This is a genomic window from Mycoplasma bradburyae (genome assembly GCF_024339025.1).
Lineage (GTDB): Bacteria > Bacillota_I > Bacilli_A > Mycoplasmatales > Mycoplasmoidaceae > Mycoplasmoides > Mycoplasmoides bradburyae.
This window is the reverse complement of record NZ_CP101415.1, coordinates 793,271-814,521: the sequence shown is the minus strand read 5'-3', so window position 1 is coordinate 814,521 and position 21,251 is coordinate 793,271. Positions and strand designations below refer to the sequence as shown.

The window sequence follows — 21,251 nt, the reverse complement described above, 5'->3', positions numbered from 1 at the left end:
ATGCTTCTTGAAAACTGAATAGAATCTGTCATTTTCTGAGAGTTTGATCCTGGCTCAGGATTAACGCTGGCGGCATGCCTAATACATGCAAGTCGATCGGATGTAGCAATACATTAGAGGCGAACGGGTGAGTAACACGTATCCAATCTGCCTTATAGTGGGGGATAACTAGTCGAAAGATTAGCTAATACCGCATAACAAGTTAATTATCGCATGAGAATAACTTTAAAGAAGCAACTGCTTCGCTATAAGATGAGGGTGCGGCATATCAGCTAGTTGGTGAGGGTAATGGCCCACCAAGGCGATGACGTGTAGTTATGCTGAGAGGTAGAATAACCACAATGGGACTGAGACACGGCCCATACTCCTACGGGAGGCAGCAGTAGGGAATTTTTCACAATGGACGAAAGTCTGATGGAGCAATGCCGCGTGAACGATGAAGGTCTTTTTAGATTGTAAAGTTCTTTTATTTGGGAAGAAAAGTCAGTAGAGTGGAAAGCTATTGACCTGACGGTACCATTTGAATAAGTAACGACTAACTATGTGCCAGCAGTCGCGGTAATACATAGGTTGCAAGCGTTATCCGGATTTATTGGGCGTAAAACAAGCGCAGGCGGATTAGAAAGTCTGGTGTTAAAAGCAATTGCTTAACGATTGTATGCATTGGAAACTTCTAGTCTAGAGTTTGGTAGAGAGTCCTGGAACTCCATGTGGAGCGGTGAAATGCGTAGATATATGGAAGAACACCAGAGGCGAAGGCGAGGACTTGGGCCAATACTGACGCTTAGGCTTGAAAGTGTGGGGAGCAAATAGGATTAGATACCCTAGTAGTCCACACTGTAAACGATGGATGTTAAGTGTCGGAGCGAATACTTCGGTGCTGCAGTTAACACATTAAACATCCTGCCTGAGTAGTACATTCGCAAGAATGAAACTCAAACGGAATTGACGGGGACCCGCACAAGTGGTGGAGCATGTTGCTTAATTCGACGGTACACGAAAAACCTTACCTAGACTTGACATCTTGGGCGAAGTTATAGAAATATAATGGAGGTTAACCCAATGACAGGTGGTGCATGGTTGTCGTCAGCTCGTGTCGTGAGATGTTGGGTTAAGTCCCGCAACGAGCGCAACCCTTATCGTTAGTTACTTTGTCTAACGAGACTGCCAACGTAAGTTGGAGGAAGGTGGGGATGACGTCAAATCATCATGCCCCTTATGTCTAGGGCTGCAAACGTGCTACAATGGCCAATACAAACAGTCGCAAACCCGTAAGGCGGAGCTAATCTGTAAAGTTGGTCTCAGTTCGGATTGAGGGCTGCAATTCGCCCTCATGAAGTCGGAATCACTAGTAATCGCGAATCAGCCATGTCGCGGTGAATACGTTCTCGGGTCTTGTACACACCGCCCGTCAAACTATGAGAGCTGGTAATATCTAAAACCGTGTTGCTAACCGCAAGGAAGCGCATGTCTAGGGTAGGGCCGGTGATTGGAGTTAAGTCGTAACAAGGTACCCCTACGAGAACGTGGGGGTGGATTACCTCCTTTCTATGGAGTATATTAATACACTAACACGATATACACCTGTTACATATAACGGTGAAATAATAAAATCCAACAAAAAGGTTAAACCCATTAAAGCAAATTTATTAACTAAAAGTTGTTGGTCAGATTCTGTTCAGTTATCAAGGGGCATTTGATGATAAAGTTCATTAAAATCCCTCAAATAATTGACCTAGTACGCTAGGTCTTTTTATTTATAAAAAACAGGATTTCGTGGTAAAATATATAACGGTTGTTTAAATATTGATTACCTTCATCAATATATATTTTTGAATATGATGTATTTGAAAATGTTTGAACAATTTTAAAATTGATCATACATATCCAAATAAACTATAAATATCTTATTTAACTAACCATAATAAAGGACAATTTAGCTAAACAGCATAATCAATGAAAGACACAAACCTCAGTATCAAAGGTGTTGTAAAAGAGATTATTAAAGGTGATAAATTTAAAGTATTGCTAGAAAATAATCTTTTGATTGAAGCGCATGTGTCAGGAAAAATTCGAATGCACAAAATTCGTATTTTGCCAGGTGACAGCGTGGAAGTCGAATTCAGCCCTTATGATCTAACAAAAGGGCGAATTATTTATCGTCATTAATTAATAAAAAACTATGAAAGTAAGATCATCAGTAAAACCAATTTGCAAGGATTGCAAAGTTATTAGACGCCAAAGGGTTGTTAGAGTTATCTGTAAAACCCCTAAGCACAAACAAAGACAAGGATAGAATATGGCTCGTATTTTAGGTATTGACATCCCGAATAACAAGCGCGTGGAAATTTCATTAACTTATATTTATGGAATTGGTAAGCCTCGTGCTCAAGAAATTTTAAGAAAAGCAAAAATTGACTCAAATAAAAGAGTTAAAGATTTAACAGATGAAGAATTAGCTTTAATTCGTTCTGTTGCTAGTACATACGTATTAGAAGGGGATCTTCGTAGAGAAGTAGCGTTAAACATTAAACGTTTAATGGAAGTTGGTTCATATGCTGGATTACGTCACAGAAGAGGGCTACCAGTAAGAGGGCAAAGAACTAAATCGAACGCTAGAACACGTAAAGGTCCAAGAAAAACCGTTGCTAACAAGAAAATTGAAAGTAAGTAATAATAAATTATGGCTAAAAAGAAAAAAACAGTTGCCAGCAATGGGATTGCTCACATTCACGCAACTTCAAATAACTCAATTATCACAATCACAGATATCAATGGTAATGCTATAACTTGATCATCTTCAGGTGCAATTGGGTACAAGGGTGCTAAGAAAAAAACACCTTATTCAGCTGGTGTAGCTGCTGAAAAAGCAGCCAAGGAAGCTATGGCAATGGGTTTAGCAACCATTAAGATTTATGTAAATGGTGTAGGTAGAGGTAAAGAAACTGCAATTAGATCTTTAGCTGCTTGTGGTTTAACTATTACTGAAATCCACGATGTAACACCTATTCCTCATAACGGTTGCAGACCTCCTAAAAAGCCACGTTAATTATTTAAGAGGAAAATATGCAACAATTTTTGCGATACAATATCAACGTTATTAAAGAAGATAACGACAAAAATTATGGTAAATACATCGTTAAGCCTCTAGAAAAAGGGTTTGGTATTACTTTAGGTAATGCTCTTAGAAGAGTGATGTTAAGTCACCTTCCAGGATCTGCTGTATTCGCCCTAAAAATTAAAGGTATTTCACACGAATTTGGATTTATTCCAGGTGTTAAAGAAGACGTAACACAAATAATATTAAATCTTAAAAACTTAGTTGTTTGAATTAGCGATAATATTATTTCAGATGATACCTTAGTAGAAACACCAATTGAAAAATGACCGGTTATGAAAATCCGTGCTAACAAAGCTGGTATTGTTAAAGCTAGTGATATTGAATGTCCATTAGGTTTTGAAATTCTTAACAACGACTTAGAAATTTGTACTTTATCTGAAGATACAGAAATCGCTATTGATATTTATGCAACTAGAGGTCGTGGATTCAAAACTGCAGCAGATAATCGTTCAGAAATTGGATCTTTATCAATTATTCCGGTTGATTCTAATTTCAATCCAATTATCAAAGTTGGATATCAAGTTGAAGAAGAAACATCAGATGTAATTACTGATAAGTTAGTTATCGAAGTTGGTACTAACGGTTTAATCAAACCTGGTGATGCAATTGGTATGGCTTCTAAAATTCTAGCTGATCACTTAAGACCATTAATTGATATCAACAAGTCATTACATGACATTCAAGTTCTTAATGAAAAGAATGTTGAAGAAAAAAACAAGAAGTTATCAATTCCAATTGAACAACTTGATTTAACAGTTCGTTCTTATAATTGTTTAAAGAGACACGGAATACAAACAGTTGAAGAACTAGTTACTCGTTCTAAATCTGAAATTGAAAACATTCGTAATTTAGGTAAGAAGTCAGTTCGAGAAATTAATAAAAAACTTAATGAACTGTACGATTTAAAACTTAAGAATAACTAATAATATCTATGTCATACATTAACAAAAAAGGTAAAACCACATCAACTCGTTTGATGATTATTCGTCAACAAGTTAGTGATTGCTTAAGTTATAACGAAATCAAAACAACATTAACTAAAGCAAAAGAAACTCAAAAGCATTTAGAAAAAATTATTACAGTAGCTAAAGAAGATTCAGTTGCAAATAGAAGAAGAGCTAAATCGATTCTTTTAAACACTCAAGTTTGTTCAGCTGATGAATTAGTTGCTCATCTATTTAATAAAGTGGCTCCTGTTTTCAAAGAAAGAAACGGTGGTTATACTAGAGTAATTAAATTAGGTGCTAGAATGGGAGATGCTACTGAAATGGCAATCTTACAATTCGTTGATAAAGTTCCTAAATACGTTGCTAAAAAAGCTAAACAAACTAAAAAAACTACTACTGCAAAAGTAGAAGCTAAACCAGCTACTCCTGTTGCTAAAGTTGAACAACCAGTTAAGTAATTTTACTTAACGATATGTTATAATATTCAAGCATAAATAATTAAGGAAAACAAACTTGGTAAAAATTAGATTAATGCGTTTAGGTCGTCACAAACTACCATCATATCGTATGGTTGTTGTAGATTCTAGAGTTAAACGTGATGGAAGTTATATAGAATTAATTGGTCACATCGATCCAATTAATGGAATTAATAAAATAAATGGAGCACTTGCAATTGAATGATTGAAAAAAGGTGCTCAACCTACTGATACAGTAAGATCAATTCTTTCTAAAGAAAAAATTTGAGAAAAATACACAGCTTCTAAAAAAGCTTAGTATATGAAAATCATTGTTTTATCGCTTTTTGATCAATTTGTAAAGTCGTATTTTGATTTTTCGATTATTAAAAACGCTTTAGACAAGAATGCTGTTGAATTAGAAGTAATAAATTTTAGACATTATGCTACTGATAAACACAAAACAGTTGATGACACTATTTATGGTGGAGCGGCTGGAATGTTGTTGAAATTAGAACCATTAGTAAACTGTTTAAGAGATATTAAAAAAAATAAATTTAAAGACCCCGAAAAAGTTAAAAGTTATTTATTATCCCCTCAGGGTGATGTCTATGATCAAAAAAAAGCTGAAGCTTTTAGTAAATCAAATAACGATTTAATTTTAATAGCAGGACGATACGAAGGGTTTGACGAACGCATTTATCATTATGTTGATGGAGCTCTATCGGTTGGTGATTTTGTGATTACTGGCGGAGAATTAGGAGCATTAATAGTGGTAGATAGCATCGTTAGGTTGTTACCTAATGTAATCAATAAAGAAAGCTTGGAAAGTGAATCATTTAATGATTACCTCTTAGATTATCCGATGTATACAAAACCTTATGATTTTGAAGGTTATAAAGTTCCTGATGTGTTATTAAGTGGTAATCATCAACGTATTAAAGAATTTAATAAACAAGCTGCGATAACCAACACAAAAAATAAACGACCAGATATGTATGATAAATACAAATCAAATAATAAGTAGTAACAATGAACAAACTAAGTAAACAATACATTATTAACCACGTTAATAATTTGCAATTAAAAAAAGATGTACCAAATTTCCAAGTTGGTGATACAGTATCAGTATCAATTAAGATTGCTGATGAAAAAAGAACCAGAATTCAAAAATTTGATGGTTTAGTTTTAAGAAGAAAAGGTTCTGGATTATCTGAAACTTTTATAGTTCGTAAAGAATCAAGTGGTGTTGGTGTTGAAAAAAACTTCCACGTTCACAACCCAAATATCCAAATTGAATTAAAACGTAAGGGTAAAGTTAGAAGAGCTTACATTTCTTACATGAGACAACGTTCAGGTAAATCTGCTCGTATTAAAGAAAAAGTAGTTAACAACAAATAGTTAGTTAACTTTTTTTATTCCCTTAGAGTAAATTTATGTCTCTAACAAAATCTAAAAATAAACTAGCAAACCTTTCTCAAGAATGAAATAAAGTAACGGTAACAAGAACACGATTGCGTAGTTCGTTATTGATATTTGCTGGTTTATATGGTCCCAAAAAAATCTGAAACAGAATTGCGATTATTGTTTTAATATCGCTAATTCAAGGTCTAATTAGTCTATTTTTTATACGTAATTCAGGATTATATAACTTAGGTGTTTCTTCGTTAACTCAAGGGTTAGCAAGAATGCTTTTTGTTATTTTACCTACAGGATTACCAAAAGATTTAATTTTCAATCTAACATTCTGGATTTTATATATCGTTATTAATATACCTCTAATCATCTTTTCTTATTTTAAGGTTGGTAAGAGATTTACGATATTAACTGCAGTGTATGTTGTTATTGCTAATTTATTTGGTTTTGTCTTAGATAATATCCCTGGCATTTCTAAAGTTGGATTATTTACAATCAATACAGCAGAAAATAGTTCAATTATTTACGAAGTTGAAAAATTTAAATCAACTAATTTAGAAATTTATAGGATGTTTTTTGATGATACAGGAAAATTGACTGATCTCGGTAGAAAGATTGGTTATATTCCGTTGATATGACAAAATAACAATGAAGTTAATAAAATCTTATCAATGTTCTTGTATGCGATTATAGCAGCTGCATTATCATCATTCTTATACACAATGCTTTTTGTAATTGGGGCATCAACCGGAGGAATGGATTTTATTTCTCAATACGTTGCTAAGATAAAAAGAAAATCAATTGCAGGTATCTTGTTCTATACAAACTTTATAACATTATTAGTATCTGTAATAATTGGTTCGTATATTCCTTCTTCGCTTGTTTTGCAAGAGATACCAAAAGAGATTTTAGTTCCAAATTCAACTAAAAAATTTAGTGATTTAGCTTGAAATGTATCGTTGCTATTCTCGCCTAATTTTATAGGTTCAATATTATCCGCTGTTGTTGTATCAATGTTCTTAGAAGCCTTATTTCCTAGATATAAGATGGCTAAGATTGAAATTTATTCAGCAGATTGCGAAAAAATTCGTCAAGCATTATTATCAGATCACCATCCACATACTATGTCGATGTCAAAAATCACAGGTGGTTTTACAAAAGAAGAACGCGAGATGATCACAACAACTACAATGTTCGTTGAGATTCCTAGAATTATTAGATTAATCCGTAAAGTTGATAATGATTGCTTAATAGCAATTACCCAAATCAAGGGAATTGATGGATGGATGTATATAACTGAAGAATAATAAAGAATGAATCATTCCAAAATTAATTGATTCCCAGGTCACATGAAAAAGACCTTGGATGATATCAATAGAGTTAAAAAACATATTGATTTAGTTATTCAAGTTCTGGATGCTAGGGCAATTAATTTGACATCCAATCCTGATTTGTTAGATATTTTTAATAACAAAACAATTATTAATATAGCTCTCAAATCAGATTGAGCTGATCTTAATTATGAATATGATAAAAATACAATCATAACAAGTATTAAAGATAAGAATTTTAGTAGTTTTGTTATAAATAAAATCTATCAGATTCTTAATGATAAGATTAAAAAATTGCAAGCAAAAGGTTTAGTCACACCACACTTTAGTATTATGGTGATTGGTTTACCAAATATTGGTAAATCTTCATTGATAAATGGATTGATTAAAAAAAACCATAACAAAGTCGAAAATAAAGCTGGAGTTACTAAACGTCAAACCTTTGTTAAATTAAATAAAAATTTCACCTTGTACGACACTCCTGGGGTGTTGTATAAAAAAATTGATGATTTTGAACTAGGTGCTAAACTTAGTTTATTAAACTTAATCAATTTAGAAGTTATACCAATGCAAGAGGTTTTGGATTTTGGTTATAAATATCTAATTAAACATTATCCAAAACAGATGATAGAATGATCTGGCAATTCTGAATTACTTGATGACTTTAATGATTTTATTAAGTTGTATGCTAATCAAAAAGGTTATTTAAATAAAGGTAACGCAATTGACCTTAATGCAACTTACATGAATTTTTATAAAGACATTTCTTTATCTAAAATTACTAAACTGAACTACGAAAAAAAATAATTTTTTATAATTTTTAAAATGTAAGACTATGAGTATATTAATTGAAGAACTTAAAAATAAGATTAAAGAATCTAAAAAAACACCTGAAATCCTTTTAGTAGAAGGATGACATCCATATGTTCAAGAAGCTGCTAAAAAGTTAGTTGCAGAAAAACTTGTTAAACCAGTTTTAATTTTTAGAACAATCGATGAAATACCTGCTGATTTCGATCCTAGAATCAGACGCTACGTAATAGAAAAAATGGATTTATCTAAGTATGCTACATACTTATTTAAATTACGTGAAAAGAAAGGTATGACTCTAGAAGTAGCTCAAGAAGAAGTTAAGAAACCTAATGTTCTAGCTGCTTTATTAGTTAAACTTGAAGAAGTTGATGGTGAAGTTTGTGGTAAAGAATATACTACAAAAGATACATTAAAACCTGCTTTACAAATCATTAAAACTGCTGAAGGTGAAAAGATCGTTGGTTCGGTAATGGTTTTAGAAAAAGGTGAAGAAAGATTAGTGTTCACTGATTGTGCTATTAATCTTTATCCAACATCTGAAGAATTAGCTGAAATTGCTAAATCAACTATTAAGTTTAGTAAGCAAGTATTACAAACTGAAAAAATTAACTTAGCAATGTTAAGTTATTCAACACTTAATTCAGGTGCTGGTGAATCAGTTGATAAAGTTAAAGAAGCTACAAAATTACTAGAAGAATCTGAAATCGGAAAATTAGCTTCAATCTGTGGTCCTATGCAATTTGATGCTGCTTATGTTGAAGAAGTAAGAAAACAAAAAGCTCCTAAATTAGATTGAGAAAAGGGCGCTAACACTTTTGTTTTCCCTAACATTGATGCTGGTAACATTGGTTACAAAATCGCACAACGCCTAGGTGGATATGAAGCGATCGGTCCAATTCTTACAGGATTAGCTAAACCAGTTAATGATTTAAGTCGTGGCGCTAGCGCTAACGAAATTTATTCAGTTGCTATTATAACTGCTAGTCAAGCTGTAGCTAATAAATAATAATGAAAAACAATATTGAGTGAGTAATTAGTGACCTAGATGGTACACTTATCCGTTACGAAAACAACGAACATATTGTTGATCCTGAAGCTATTAGAGCTATAGAAAAATTACCAGGTAAAAATATATCATTCACGATTGCTACTGGTCGTAAACAATCCGATGTAGTTAATCTATTAAAAAAATATGATCTTTCTTCACAAACGCGTTATATTATAGCTTGTAATGGCGCTATCATTTACGACTTAGTTGAAGATAAGATTATTAAGAATAATTATTTAACTAAAAAAGTAAAAACAACTGTAATGGAATTCATGGATGAATTTAAAAACATTACAGATGATTGTCTTGTATTATCATACGATTTAAATAATAATATTTATGTCTATGATAAGAATAAAAAACATAATAAGAAACTTATAGAAGAATTAACAGCTTATGAAGGATCATTTACAGATAATAATTACATCGAAACCGATGATTTAAATGCTCACGATGATTTAATTAAGTTAATCTTCTTTTACGGTAAAAAAGCGATTAAAGAAGATATTACAGAATATTTAGCGAAGTTTCTTAACCTAACAAAACTTGAAGCTAGTGATTGCGTAATTGTTTCGCCAATGGCTTTTGAATTAAACTCTGAAAACACTTCAAAGGGAAACGCAATTCTAGAGTTAAATAAAATATTAAAAAAAGATCTTAAAAACACTTTAAGTATTGGTGATTCATTTAATGATATTTCGATGTTCAAAGTTACAGGGCTTAGTGTAACGCTTGAATCATCCCACAAAGAAGTGCAAAATAACGCAACAAATATTCTTGATGTTAAAGCATCTCAAGTCGTTGCGGATGCAATCGAATTATTTGTACTTTAATATTCTTCGTTTAATAATTTATTTAAGCGTTTAAAACTAATGTTTTTAGTTAGCGCTATTGCTTGAGTCAGATTATAAAAATGATCATGCAATAGCGCTAATTTTTTTTTGTCACTAAACTTAGTTTTAAGAATATCCTGAATATATTCGTCAACCTCTTGAATTAACTTAGTTTTTATAAATTCAATCTCACCCTCGATTTGCTTTTCAAAAAAATCGATTTCTGCATATTCATCATCGTCATACATGATTCTAGTATACATTGATTTATCCATAATTTTGTTATAGTTATTAATTAATTTTTCAAGATCAATATTAGATAATAAATCCTTTAATTTTTCAATATAGGTTTTAAGATTTTGCATTTCGAATAATTTCCTTTAATATTTCAATATAAGTGTCTTTGTGTTCTAGAATGAATGCATGCCCACCATTTTTTATTTCAATATGTTTAGCATCTTTAAAAAAATTCTTTATATAATGTCTGACCATTGTGAATGGTACTAAACGATCTTTATCAGCAGTTATAAAAGTAAAGTTTTCATATTTCTTTTCTGAATGATAAGCGCTGATTATCTTTCTTATCATATCAGGATTAAGTAAAGTTAATGCTAATTTTTTTTGCTCTGTTTGATGTTTTTTGTAAAAATCTAAATCAAACCATTGATTAAATTCTTTTAGATATTTCTTAGGATCATAAAATAAATCTTTAAAAAATTTTTCGATACCAACATCGTTTATTTTATTGGCATCACTAGTAAAGTATTTTGTGAAATGTAGCGCAGTAAGTAAAGTGTTGATTGTTAATGGAGCGTTTAAAACAATCTTCTTGATACGTTCTTTTTCGTTTTTAGTTAGATGTTTAAGAGCGAAAACAATAACGGCACAACCCAATGAATGACCGACTAAAATAATGTTTTTTAAATCAGGATTTTGTTTAATAAAAATAGCTAAAAGTTTTGAAAAATAATCAACGTTTAACTCCTTCATTGTAAATTTAAAATCTGTATCAATATGACCAGGAAAACCCAAGTCATAATGATTAACATTACTTAGTTCTTTAACGATTTTATAATGCATGCCAGGTTCTGTAGCTAAACCATGACAGAATATCAAATCGACCTTCGCTCCTTTGTTGATGTTTTTAATAACCTTTAAATGGTTAATGTCAACGTTCTTAAATGCTCTATTCATAATTTAAAGTTATTATAATAATAATAGAAGATAAAAATCAATATGTTAAAACACGAAAAAAACGTGTTAGTTTCAGACGAAATAAACGAGCATTTAGTTAATTTAATACCTGTCGATGCTTATAAGTTATGTCATAGATTAATGTATCCTAAAAATACAACTAATCTATTTTCAACACTAACAGCAAGAAAAACATCATTAAAAAATATTACAACTCACGCATGAAATGCTGAATTAACAACTAAAGTTGTGTGTGATATCATCGATCGTTTCGTATATTCATTAATTGAAATGTATAACGAAAAAGATGACAAAATTAAAAACTTAATAAGAAATAAATTATATAGCGTTTTTAGTAACAAAGAATTCAGCGATGATTTTACAAAAGCGTTAATAGATGTATCGAAATACGCAAACGAACACAAAAGACTACCAATAATTATTTCGGTAAGAAAATCTGATCAATATATTAACTTTAACGAACCATTATTGACGATATGCGGCGAAGAAGGTATTAATAAAAAATATGTTTGATTAATTAATTATTTTGAAACTATTATTTTGCAAAATATATGACAATACCAAACATCGTTAACAATTGCAAGAGAATTTTATGATTTATGTTCAAAATATGCGGTAAAAACAGCAGATTTTGATGATTTTGTTAAATATCAATGTCACGATTTTTCAATGCGTGGAATGAGTTCTTTTAAATCATCTATTTATTCAGCTAATGCTCACTTACAATACTTTAATGGAAGCGATTCAATTCTTGGTGGTAACAATGCTGAATCTGTTATAGCTTCTGAACATAGTGTTATGTGTGCTGATGGTGAAGAACAAGAAGCTCAAACATATGAACGATTATTAGATATATTTAAGGATGGTATTTTATCTTTAGTTGTCGATTCTTGAGATATCTGAAATGTTTTAGATAACATATTGCCAAGTTATAAAGAAAAAATCTTATCAAGAAAAGGAAAATTAGTTGTAAGACCAGATAGCGGAGATCCTATCGAAGTTATTTGTGGTAAAAATTACGATCCTAACGACAAATCTACTTGAGGGACAATTCATTATTTAGATCACCACTTTGGAAGCAAGATTAATTCAAAAGGATACAGAGAACTTAATGAAAAAGTTGGTATTATTTATGGCGACGCTATTACATTAGCTAGAAGCGAAATGATTTTACAAGAACTTGAAAAACAAAAATACTCATCTAACAATATAGTTTTCGGTGTAGGAGCTACAACTTATCAATCATCTACTAGAGATACCCTTGGTTTTGTGATTAAACTTACAGCAATAGAAAAAGAAATTAACGGTAAAACCGAATGATTTAATATAAAAAAAGCTCCTAAGACCGATCAGTCTAAGGAGTCTTTAACTGGTAGATTTTTTAACGAAAATTTAGTAAGAATTTACTAAAGTAATTCAATCCCTTTTCTCTTAGCTTCTTCTAATACATCATCAGATCATTGTGAAGCTTGCACTTCTCCAATGTGATCTTTTTGCAAGAAGAAATAACATAATCTAGATTGACCAATCCCTCCGCCTACAGTTTGGTGTAATTCGCCGTTGATAAGCTTTTTATGAAACATTAGTTCTAATCTTTCTGTTTGTTTAGATTCTTCTAGCTGTTTAATTAATACTTCTTTATTTACACGAATACCCATTGAAGAAAGTTCTAGTGATTTTTTAGATTTAGGGTTGTAAACTAAAATATCACCGTTTAATGATCAATCATCATAATCAGGTGAACGACCATCATGAATATCGTTATTTGAAAGTTTTTTACCAACTTGCATAATAAAAACTGCTTTTTCTTTTTCGCAAATTAGCTGCTCTCTTTCAGATGGAGTTTTATCGGGATATAGATCTAATAATTCTTGTGTGGTTATAAAATAAATAGATTCTGGTAATAAGTCTTTTTCGCTAAAAATACCGTATTTTTCATTAATTTTTAATTGACATTCCTTAATTACACTATAAATTTTATTAACGGTCGATTTTAAAAATTCAATGTTACGATCATTTTCATCTATTCTTAATTCTCAATCTCATTGATCGACATACATTGAATGAGTTTCATCTAAAACTTCATCCATTCTAATCGCATTCATATCAGTGTACAAACCTTGATGTAAAGGAATGTTGTATTTAGCTATTGAATATCTCTTTCATTTTGCTAAAGATTGCACAATCTGACAATTAACGCCATTAGTTTTAGATTTAAACGATACTGGTGATTCCCATCCATTTAAATTGTCATTTAATCCTGAATCAGAAGATACAATTAATGGAGCGCTTACTCTTACTAAATTCAATTTATTTGCTAAAGCATTTTGAAATAAATCTTTAATATATTTAATCGCTAGTTCTGTTTCTAGCAGCGTTAACTTTTTCATTTTTATACTTTTTTCTATATTTTTATTATTTGTGTTGCAGGTAAATTATATAAAACAAGAATTTTAAGCTTCAAAAAAACAGAACAAAATGGTAAAATATACAAGACATATTTGCTTTATCTAATCTAATTAAAATTCAAAATTAATTAATCAGAAAATAAATAAGTCAATTTTCATACCCAAGGATTAAAAAAATATACAAATGGCAAAATATGAAATTATGTTATTGGTAAGCGGAAAGCTTAACCAAACTCAAGCGCAAGCTGTTAATAACGAATTAAAATCAGTATTCGGTGACATAGAAATAAAAGAAGAATACTTAGGGCAAAAAACTCTAGAATATCCTATTAATAAGGAAGTAACTGCTCATTACTACAACTTATTCTTAAACAGTGATGCTCAAAAAGTTCACGAGTACAAACGTGTATCTAGCATTAGAACTGATGTGTTAAGAACTTTAATTATTAACACTGAAAAAGACTTTGGTTACAGAGCTACACAAAATGAAAAGAAAGTAGCTATTGCTAAACAAAAACAAGCTAGATATGAAGAAATCATGAAGCAAGTTCAAGAAAACGGATTTTTCCAAATCAAAGGAAGTAAGAGAAATTCTAAAGTTGAAAAAGCTTCAGCAAAAGAAACTTGAATTTTAAGAGAAAAATTCGGTGAAGATTTACCAGAACAAAAAATTCCAGTACTTAGAAAAGTTAATTTAACAAAGAAAACAACTGCTAAAACTACTGAAAACAAATCTAAAGCAGAAAAATAAGTTTTAAAGTAAGGTAATATGAACAAAGTAATACTTATTGGAATGTTATCTGAAGATCCCAAAGCTTTTGAATATAAAGGTCTAAAAGGCTGTGAATTGAAAATTGTTGTTCAACAAAACGATTTGCAACAAAATAATTACCCAAGAGATCCTTATATTTTTCAAGTGAATCTTTGAAACAAAAACTTAGATTATGCAATGGATTTTCTAAGAAAAAATGATTTAGTTTCGATAGAAGGTTATTTAAAATCAGAAATTCAGCAATCTACGAATGGTAAAGAATATTTAAGATTATCTATTTCAACTGAAAAAATTAGAAAAATTCCTTTATCGTTTAACAAGAGCGGAAACAGATCATTGCCTAATGAATATAAATTCAATCGCATGGATCAAACTTTATACAACAGTTTTAATAAGTCGAATTATGATTCATATTCTAATGATAACAATCGTTTTTCTAATGAAGACTACTTTGAACCGCCTGCAACAACTGAAATTAAAGACTATCGCGAATCGCACGATATAGAAGATATCAAAAAAATAGAGCCTCAAGAGTTTGCTAAATTCAAAACCCCATCTAATTTCAATCCTAAAAGAAATTTAATAGATGATGAGGATGATAACGATTCAGATAGTGATGATGGTTTTATGAGTATAGATGATTGAATGAACGATAAAAAATAAATACTAATAATAATTAATAAATATTAAGGATAAATACAATGAGCGACATTACAAAACAACCAGCTAACAACATTAGCGAAGACAAAAAAACGCCTACACAAAAAAACAATCAAAAATCTAATTTTGAAAACAACAAAAAGAAATTTTTCTATAAAAATAAATCAAGAAAACTTTGTCACTTCTGTGCTAAAGGTATCTTAAAAGTTGATTATAAAGATGTAGCTACTTTAAGAAAAAACATCAACTCATACGCTAAGATTGTTTCTAGAAGACAATCAGGTAACTGTAACCTTCACCAAAGACATGTATCTAACGCAATTAAGAGAGCTAGAATTGTAGCCCTACTTCCATTCGTTAAAGAATAATTTATTTAATTAAAATAAAACTACGAGGTTTCGTTTATGAAAGTTATCTTAATTAAAAACGTTCCAAACTTAGGTAAAGCTGACACCGTAGTTAATGTATCAAATGGTTATGCCAAAAATTATTTGTTTAAAAATAATTTAGCTGTTCCTCTAACAAACGAAAGTCAAAAACAATTAGATTTAAGAAATACAAAACGTTCAGAAGATCATGACTTACTTTTGTTAGAAGCTAAAAATTTAAAAAAACAATTAGAAGGTGTTAACCTAGAATATTCCGTTAAAACAAACCAAGAAAATAAAGCTTTCGGGACGATTGGTTTTAAAAACATCATTGATGATTTAAATAAAAAACATATCCCTGTTACTAAAGACATGCTTGATACTAAGATGAAACTTGATATCGGCGAACATAAAGTTAATATCAAAATCTTCGAACAAGTACATGCAACTATTTTAGTTAAAGTATCAAAAGCATAATATACATGTTAATTAATCAATTTAATAACCCAACAGACGATTTTTACGACGAGAACAATTCTGATGAATTAGATAATAATTCTGTTTCAGATCAGTTTGAAAGTGAAGAAATGGTTATTGCTGAGATAGAAGCGTATAATGATATTTACAATAAAAATATCGTTTCCTTTGATCCGGCTCAAAACGAACTTTTTAAAAAAAACCCACTTTTTTTATATAAATGCTATCGTTTAGAATTAATTGTTTTAAGCTGTCTTGTTCATAAAATTCCCGGTTATGAAATTGCTAGAAGAATATTAAACAAAGAAGATTTTACTGGAATTAATAGATATATCTTCCAATGTTTAACTAACGATTTATATGTTAATCAAATCGATGGTTCAATTGATAATATTCAAACTTGAATCAATGAAAATTTTTCATTAGATAATAGCCAACAAGATTCGTTAACAGAAGTATGTTCATATATTAGAGCTCATACGAATATTAGCGCTGATAATTTTGCGAAATTTTTGAACAACCTGATCGAACATAGTAAGTTTAGATCTGTTTATTACCTTACATACAACTTTTTTAATGACGCAAATTTTGATAACAAAAATATTAATGGCCCTTTAATTCCACTTGATCGTTTTGAAAAACAAATAAATGAAATCGTTAACCGTTCAATTCAAACAGATCTTGATTCAATTGATAAAATAGCTGATGATTTTTTAACTAAAATCAATAATTTAATTAATGCTAAAAAAAACAATATTTACTCAACTGGTTATGCTGGTTTAGATAAATATTTAAGTGGTTTAGTGCCAGGTAATTTAGTCGTAATAGCTGCTCGTCCTGGACGAGGTAAAACTGCTTTTGCTTTAAATATTTTATATAACATAGCAAACGAATTAAATGAATATAAAAAAGCAGTAAAAGATGATCTAGATAACTATAATTTAGATGATGAATTAAATGAAGATAATGACATTTGTCTTTTTTATTCAATCGAAATGAACTCCGATGAAATTTTAGCTAGATTAGGAAGTTTACATTCTAATGTAAGTTTTAAACTTTCAACTGCTACACAAATTTATTCAAGTAAAACTAGTTCATATCAAAGGTTTGCTAATGGTATTAAAGTTTTAAAAGATTTGCCGATCTATATTAATTCATCGCCGCAAACGTCGATTAAAACGATTTATAATGACTTGCACTATTTAGCAAGTATTAATAAAATACCTAAAATCATCATTGTTGACTACTTGCAACTAATTAATACACATGATTTAGATGCTGTTAAAAATAGATCAAGACACGAAGCAATAGGTTTTATTTCAGGTAGTTTGAAAAGAATTGCTAAGCAATATAATGTTCCAGTAATCGCTTTAGCTCAATTATCTAGACGTATCGAAGAAAGAAAAGGAGCTGACGCTGTTCCTATCTTGTCTGATTTAAGAGAAAGTGGAAGTATTGAGCAAGATGCTGATATCGTAATGTTTATCCATTCTTCAACTCCTAATAAAAAAGGGCAAGATGTGGATACTTACGAAATGGAAAAGAAATTAGATGTAGTAATGCATATTGCTAAAAATCGTTCAGGACCAACAGGACAAGTTAAATTTATCTTTGATAAAGAACATTCAAAATTCGAAGAGGATAAAGATTAGAATGAAGAAAAAATATCTATCAATACCAACATTAGTATTAGCTAGTTCGATGGCATTAAGCTCTTGTTCTACCGCTATTTTTAAGCGTAACAATCAAACATATTCTAAATTTACTGAAATTCTAAAAGATCCGCAAAATCCAGATACTTCAGCTAAACAGGTTGTCTATATGTCATGAAAACAAAATGATATTAGACAAGCAGCAGCTGCTTTAGATGCTAAAAAAAATAATACTCAACAACCATACCAAAATTTCTTTAGCTATGCATATGGAGATTATGGAACAAACAATACTCCAATGTTAAATAACGATGCTGATCTATTGTTTAGATTATTCTATGAACAAACTTTTATTTCTGTATTAGGTTCAATCGTAATTCCTTCAATTCAATATTCAAGTAATTTATCAAATTATCTTGAACATAATAAAAAAGAAGATTGAACAAGTAAATTATTTGGTGTTGAAACTGATAAAATAGCTTCACAAAAAGCTTTTTACCAAGCTTTTTCTAATACTTTATTAACCGGTAACCAAGAAAACAATTATATTTTTACGCCGATTGATTTCAAATTTCATTTTGAAAAATTAACTCCTCAATTAGTTAGTGATAATAAGATCTATGATGTTCGAGCTTATAATAATAAATATAAGTTAAATGCTACTGAAATCCAAGATGCAAATATTTTTAAAACATCTAATTATTTAACTAAGTTATATGCTATTAAAGATATCAACATTACCTTTGGTTTTTACTCTGTGGGACTAGATAATACAGTAGCTCCTGATCGTAGTGCTTATATTACTTCTAAAGAAGATGCTAGATTTACTGCGCTTGCTAATAAGTTTAATGAAGTTTATAAAAATAAATTAGAAGCTCCAGTATTCAATTTAAAGCTTAAAGATCTTGGATTAATTGTTAGATACAATATAGTTAAAAAAACAACTAGCAGCAATAACGAATCTAATAATGCAACCGCAAGCAGTAATACTACAACAGTTAATCCAACAGATTATTTAATTCAACCTTCTTCAATTGATAGCATTATCCCGTTAAGTTTATTATCTAGTAATGATCTTGTATATAAATCTGGTGATTTAAAAGATCAAAAAGTTGGTTTCAAAAAAGAATGAACTGACAAACTAGTTGATTTAACCAAAATTTTATCGCCTGAAGAATACAACGATAATACTAAGAATACTAATAACTTTGTAAATCAATCTAATAATATTAAAGCGGCTACTGGTTCGTTCTTTAATTTAATTAGCAAAACCCATTTTAATGTTATTGATCAAGATTACGTAATTGATAACAACTATTTAGGTGCTAATTTATTTAATTACTATTCTTGATATTTTGATAAGTTATCTTTATTAGATAAATACACAAAGATCGATTTAACGATTCCAAAAAATGACAAAGAGATTTTAGATCTTTCTAAATCTAAAGAAAACAGTTCTAGTGATATGGATAATAATTCTTCAACAAATAATATGATGAATTCTGATATGATGACTGATGCTTCAAATGATTCTAGTGTTATGACTGATTCAATGAATTCAAATCAACCCGCAAATGATTCATCGTCAAGCACGCCTGCAGCGATGTAAGTTTAACTTAATCCTTAAATATGCTTAATCAATTAATTAGCGAAATTAAAACTGATTGAAAAAACTTAATTACCGAATTTTTTGATGAAAATAAAAAGATTTTTAACAGATTAGATGAGTTAATTAACACAAGACTTGAAAATAATAAATTAATTCCTAAAAAGGAATTAATTTTTAATGCATTTAACTATTTTGATTATCAAAAAACTAAGGTCGTAATCATTGGTCAAGATCCTTATCCTAGTGTTGATAAAGCTAATGGCTTATGTTTTGGCGTTAATACGAATAAAATACCACCTTCATTAAGAAATATTGTTAAAGAAATGAAGAATAATCTTAATTTATCTGATCAAGATCTAAATAAATTTGATTACTCTTTAAGTCATTGAGCTAAACAAGGTGTGTTATTAATTAATACGATTCTTACAGTAAAACAAAAATCAGCTTTAAGTGATATAAATTTAGGATGAGAAGAATTAATTAAATTCTTGATCATTAAATTGCTATATTTAAAGCCACAACCAGTATTTGTTTTATGAGGGAATAAAGCAAGCAGTTTTTTAAAAGAATTAGATATTAAGTTTGCGTTAAATTCAGCCCATCCCAGTTTTTTTAGCCAAGAAAAGTTTTTTAATAATAATCACTTTAATTTGGTTAATGAAATTTTAAAAAAGAATGGTATTAAGCCTATAGATTGGCTTTAATAATATTTATGTAATTTATAATTACAACTAGAAATAAAGCTTTATGAAAGAATCATTTATCCAGCCAACGAGTTCGTTTGCTATAACTGTTTTTGCGATTATCATAGGGTTAGTAATTCTTTTAGCTCTAGCTAAAAAAACCTACTATTTCTTGTTTCAAAAAAAACGGTATTACACAATTCCTAGATTCTCAGTGATAGGTATGACGAATGTGGCGATGGTGATAGCGATAGCTGTTGCAATCATCCTATTAATTAGCGCTATAACAGGTGGATTAGCATCCATATTATTTAGGGTCTATCCGGGTACTAGAGTTTCAATTGAAACAATTCTAGTGAAAATTTCAGGATTATTATTTGGTCCTATTATCGGGATGATATCAGGGATTATTATTGATCTCTTAGCAGTCACATTATCAGCTGGATTTTTTCATTACGGATATTTTGTTGTTGCGATATTAACAGGAATGTTATCTGGAATGATTCGATCGTTATTGACAACATCTAAATATTCTAAATATCGAAATTTTTCGTTATCAATATATTTAAGTTTATTAGTTATTTTATCGTTTTTAGTAACCACTTTCCTAATCTCAAGTATGCCTGAGATTAGTGTTAATAAAGGATTTGATTTATCGATTCCAGGAATTTCTCAAACGAAGCTTTCGTCAGTTGCTTTTACTTGAATTATTCTAGGTTTTGGAATTGGAATTATTGCTTTTGTTTGAATTACTTTTTTAATATATAAGCTAACTTCACTTAATAATGTTAATGCTTTAAGTGGTTTTACTCATAAAAGAGAAATTCATTGTAATCACAAACATATTATTACAATAGATGCCAGAAAGAATTGGTATTCATCATTAATTTCATTAGTCTGTTTAGCGGGTGTTAATGCTGTTCTAGTTAATCTTTTCTTTTTACCTATCTTTGATAAAGAAATTACTGGTCAGCCTTATCCATTCTGAATTTCGATCAGATTAATCGCTAATCCAGCGCTGTTTTTAATTGATATTATAGTAATCTATCCTGTTATTATGATCATTCAACCAATAATGAAATATAACTATGAGGATGAATTAACAGAAGATTTAAATACACCATTGTTTATTAAAAATTGAACAAGTAGAAAAAAAGGTTCTAATATGAAAATAAATAAAGAAGATTTAAAAAAACTTTCAAAGCTAGTTAAGTTTGAATTAGATGAAGAACAAATTGAAAAGTTGCAAATGGAGTTTGATGATATTTTAAGTAACTTCAAGGAAGTTGAAAAACTAGATACAAGTAAGATAAAATCAATGAACTATCCTATTAGTAATAGTTCTAATCAATTAAGAGATGATGATGTTGTGTATCTAACTGATAAAGAAATCATTCAAAAAACTGCTAAGGAAACTTTAGGAGATTTTGTTAAGGTATAGCT

Annotated in this window: 25 protein-coding genes and 1 rRNA gene; 23 read left to right on the top strand and 3 right to left on the bottom strand. The window is 29.9% G+C overall.

From position 1 onward, the window contains the following. Positions 1-31 precede the first annotated feature (31 nt). The 14 genes from NMG77_RS03215 to NMG77_RS03150 all read left to right on the top strand — a co-directional run bounded on the left by NMG77_RS03215 (position 32) and on the right by NMG77_RS03150 (position 9,964). A 16S ribosomal RNA gene (locus NMG77_RS03215) occupies positions 32-1,548 on the top strand. A gap of 408 nt (positions 1,549-1,956) precedes the next feature. Then, positions 1,957-2,169 carry a translation initiation factor IF-1 gene (gene infA, locus NMG77_RS03210; RefSeq protein WP_255034528.1) on the top strand — a complete coding sequence of 71 codons (213 nt, stop codon included), beginning with the start codon at positions 1,957-1,959 and terminating at the stop codon, positions 2,167-2,169. Between the two features lie 13 nt (positions 2,170-2,182). Next, on the top strand, positions 2,183-2,296 hold the full coding sequence (rpmJ, locus tag NMG77_RS03205; protein ID WP_011113890.1) for a 50S ribosomal protein L36: 114 nt from the start codon (positions 2,183-2,185) through the stop codon (positions 2,294-2,296). A 3-nt stretch (positions 2,297-2,299) separates the two neighbouring features. Then, positions 2,300-2,674, top strand: coding sequence for a 30S ribosomal protein S13 (rpsM, locus tag NMG77_RS03200; RefSeq protein WP_255034527.1), 375 nt, complete (start codon positions 2,300-2,302; stop codon positions 2,672-2,674). Between the two features lie 9 nt (positions 2,675-2,683). Then, a complete protein-coding gene (gene rpsK, locus NMG77_RS03195; protein WP_255034526.1) occupies positions 2,684-3,049 on the top strand; it encodes a 30S ribosomal protein S11 in 366 nt (121 codons plus the stop codon). 17 nt (positions 3,050-3,066) lie between these two features. Beyond that, positions 3,067-4,044 carry a DNA-directed RNA polymerase subunit alpha gene (locus tag NMG77_RS03190; protein WP_255045748.1) on the top strand — a complete coding sequence of 326 codons (978 nt, stop codon included), beginning with the start codon at positions 3,067-3,069 and terminating at the stop codon, positions 4,042-4,044. Between the two features lie 8 nt (positions 4,045-4,052). Further along, complete coding sequence (rplQ, locus tag NMG77_RS03185; protein WP_322098508.1) at positions 4,053-4,526, top strand: 50S ribosomal protein L17; 474 nt, start codon at positions 4,053-4,055, stop codon at positions 4,524-4,526. A gap of 55 nt (positions 4,527-4,581) precedes the next feature. Continuing rightward, positions 4,582-4,842 carry a 30S ribosomal protein S16 gene (gene rpsP, locus NMG77_RS03180; RefSeq protein ID WP_255034523.1) on the top strand — a complete coding sequence of 87 codons (261 nt, stop codon included), beginning with the start codon at positions 4,582-4,584 and terminating at the stop codon, positions 4,840-4,842. A gap of 3 nt (positions 4,843-4,845) precedes the next feature. Beyond that, on the top strand, positions 4,846-5,550 hold the full coding sequence (gene trmD, locus NMG77_RS03175) for a tRNA (guanosine(37)-N1)-methyltransferase TrmD (RefSeq protein ID WP_255034522.1): 705 nt from the start codon (positions 4,846-4,848) through the stop codon (positions 5,548-5,550). Positions 5,551-5,555: 5 nt separating this feature from the next. After that, positions 5,556-5,924 carry a 50S ribosomal protein L19 gene (gene rplS, locus NMG77_RS03170; RefSeq protein WP_255034521.1) on the top strand — a complete coding sequence of 123 codons (369 nt, stop codon included), beginning with the start codon at positions 5,556-5,558 and terminating at the stop codon, positions 5,922-5,924. A 35-nt stretch (positions 5,925-5,959) separates the two neighbouring features. Continuing rightward, complete coding sequence (locus NMG77_RS03165) at positions 5,960-7,246, top strand: YitT family protein (protein WP_255034520.1); 1,287 nt, start codon at positions 5,960-5,962, stop codon at positions 7,244-7,246. 6 nt (positions 7,247-7,252) lie between these two features. Further along, a complete protein-coding gene (ylqF, locus tag NMG77_RS03160) occupies positions 7,253-8,077 on the top strand; it encodes a ribosome biogenesis GTPase YlqF (protein ID WP_255045746.1) in 825 nt (274 codons plus the stop codon). Positions 8,078-8,105: 28 nt separating this feature from the next. Continuing rightward, positions 8,106-9,089, top strand: coding sequence for a phosphate acetyltransferase (pta, locus tag NMG77_RS03155; RefSeq protein ID WP_255034518.1), 984 nt, complete (start codon positions 8,106-8,108; stop codon positions 9,087-9,089). Positions 9,090-9,091: 2 nt separating this feature from the next. Further along, complete coding sequence (locus NMG77_RS03150; RefSeq protein WP_255034517.1) at positions 9,092-9,964, top strand: Cof-type HAD-IIB family hydrolase; 873 nt, start codon at positions 9,092-9,094, stop codon at positions 9,962-9,964. On the opposite strand, the gene NMG77_RS03145 is transcribed toward NMG77_RS03150, so the two are convergent. Further along, a complete protein-coding gene (locus NMG77_RS03145; RefSeq protein WP_255045745.1) occupies positions 9,961-10,329 on the bottom strand; it encodes an MG296/MPN423 family protein in 369 nt (122 codons plus the stop codon). The genes NMG77_RS03150 and NMG77_RS03145 overlap by 4 nt on opposite strands. After that, positions 10,316-11,158: an alpha/beta fold hydrolase gene (locus tag NMG77_RS03140; protein WP_255045744.1), complete on the bottom strand. Its 843-nt coding sequence runs from the start codon at positions 11,156-11,158 to the stop codon at positions 10,316-10,318. The genes NMG77_RS03145 and NMG77_RS03140 overlap by 14 nt, the downstream gene beginning before the upstream one ends. Before the next feature lie 42 nt (positions 11,159-11,200). On the opposite strand from NMG77_RS03140, the gene NMG77_RS03135 reads away from it, so the two are divergent. Further along, complete coding sequence (locus tag NMG77_RS03135) at positions 11,201-12,589, top strand: nicotinate phosphoribosyltransferase (RefSeq protein ID WP_255045743.1); 1,389 nt, start codon at positions 11,201-11,203, stop codon at positions 12,587-12,589. Here the strand turns inward: NMG77_RS03135 and asnA are convergent. Then, entirely contained in the window at positions 12,586-13,569 is a 984-nt protein-coding gene (asnA, locus tag NMG77_RS03130; protein ID WP_255034513.1) for an aspartate--ammonia ligase, read from the bottom strand. The two genes, NMG77_RS03135 and asnA, sit on opposite strands and share 4 nt — an antisense overlap. Before the next feature lie 202 nt (positions 13,570-13,771). On the opposite strand from asnA, the gene rpsF reads away from it, so the two are divergent. Genes rpsF through gatC form a run of 8 tightly spaced genes read left to right on the top strand, consistent with a single transcriptional unit; the run spans position 13,772 to position 21,249 of the window. Further along, positions 13,772-14,338, top strand: coding sequence for a 30S ribosomal protein S6 (gene rpsF / locus NMG77_RS03125; protein WP_255034512.1), 567 nt, complete (start codon positions 13,772-13,774; stop codon positions 14,336-14,338). 18 nt (positions 14,339-14,356) lie between these two features. Next, positions 14,357-15,022, top strand: a complete 666-nt coding sequence (locus tag NMG77_RS03120; RefSeq protein ID WP_255034511.1) for a single-stranded DNA-binding protein — start codon at positions 14,357-14,359, stop codon at positions 15,020-15,022. A 38-nt stretch (positions 15,023-15,060) separates the two neighbouring features. After that, entirely contained in the window at positions 15,061-15,387 is a 327-nt protein-coding gene (gene rpsR / locus NMG77_RS03115) for a 30S ribosomal protein S18 (RefSeq protein ID WP_255045742.1), read from the top strand. A 36-nt stretch (positions 15,388-15,423) separates the two neighbouring features. After that, positions 15,424-15,864, top strand: a complete 441-nt coding sequence (gene rplI, locus NMG77_RS03110) for a 50S ribosomal protein L9 (RefSeq protein WP_255034509.1) — start codon at positions 15,424-15,426, stop codon at positions 15,862-15,864. 5 nt (positions 15,865-15,869) lie between these two features. After that, on the top strand, positions 15,870-17,516 hold the full coding sequence (locus tag NMG77_RS03105) for a DnaB-like helicase C-terminal domain-containing protein (protein WP_255045741.1): 1,647 nt from the start codon (positions 15,870-15,872) through the stop codon (positions 17,514-17,516). A 1-nt stretch (position 17,517) separates the two neighbouring features. Continuing rightward, positions 17,518-19,125 (top strand): hypothetical protein, encoded by a 1,608-nt coding sequence (locus NMG77_RS03100; protein WP_255045740.1) that lies wholly within the window; start codon positions 17,518-17,520, stop codon positions 19,123-19,125. Positions 19,126-19,145: 20 nt separating this feature from the next. Continuing rightward, on the top strand, positions 19,146-19,829 hold the full coding sequence (locus NMG77_RS03095) for a uracil-DNA glycosylase (RefSeq protein WP_255045739.1): 684 nt from the start codon (positions 19,146-19,148) through the stop codon (positions 19,827-19,829). A gap of 43 nt (positions 19,830-19,872) precedes the next feature. After that, a complete protein-coding gene (gene gatC, locus NMG77_RS03090; RefSeq protein ID WP_255034505.1) occupies positions 19,873-21,249 on the top strand; it encodes an Asp-tRNA(Asn)/Glu-tRNA(Gln) amidotransferase subunit GatC in 1,377 nt (458 codons plus the stop codon). Positions 21,250-21,251: the final 2 nt, after the last annotated feature.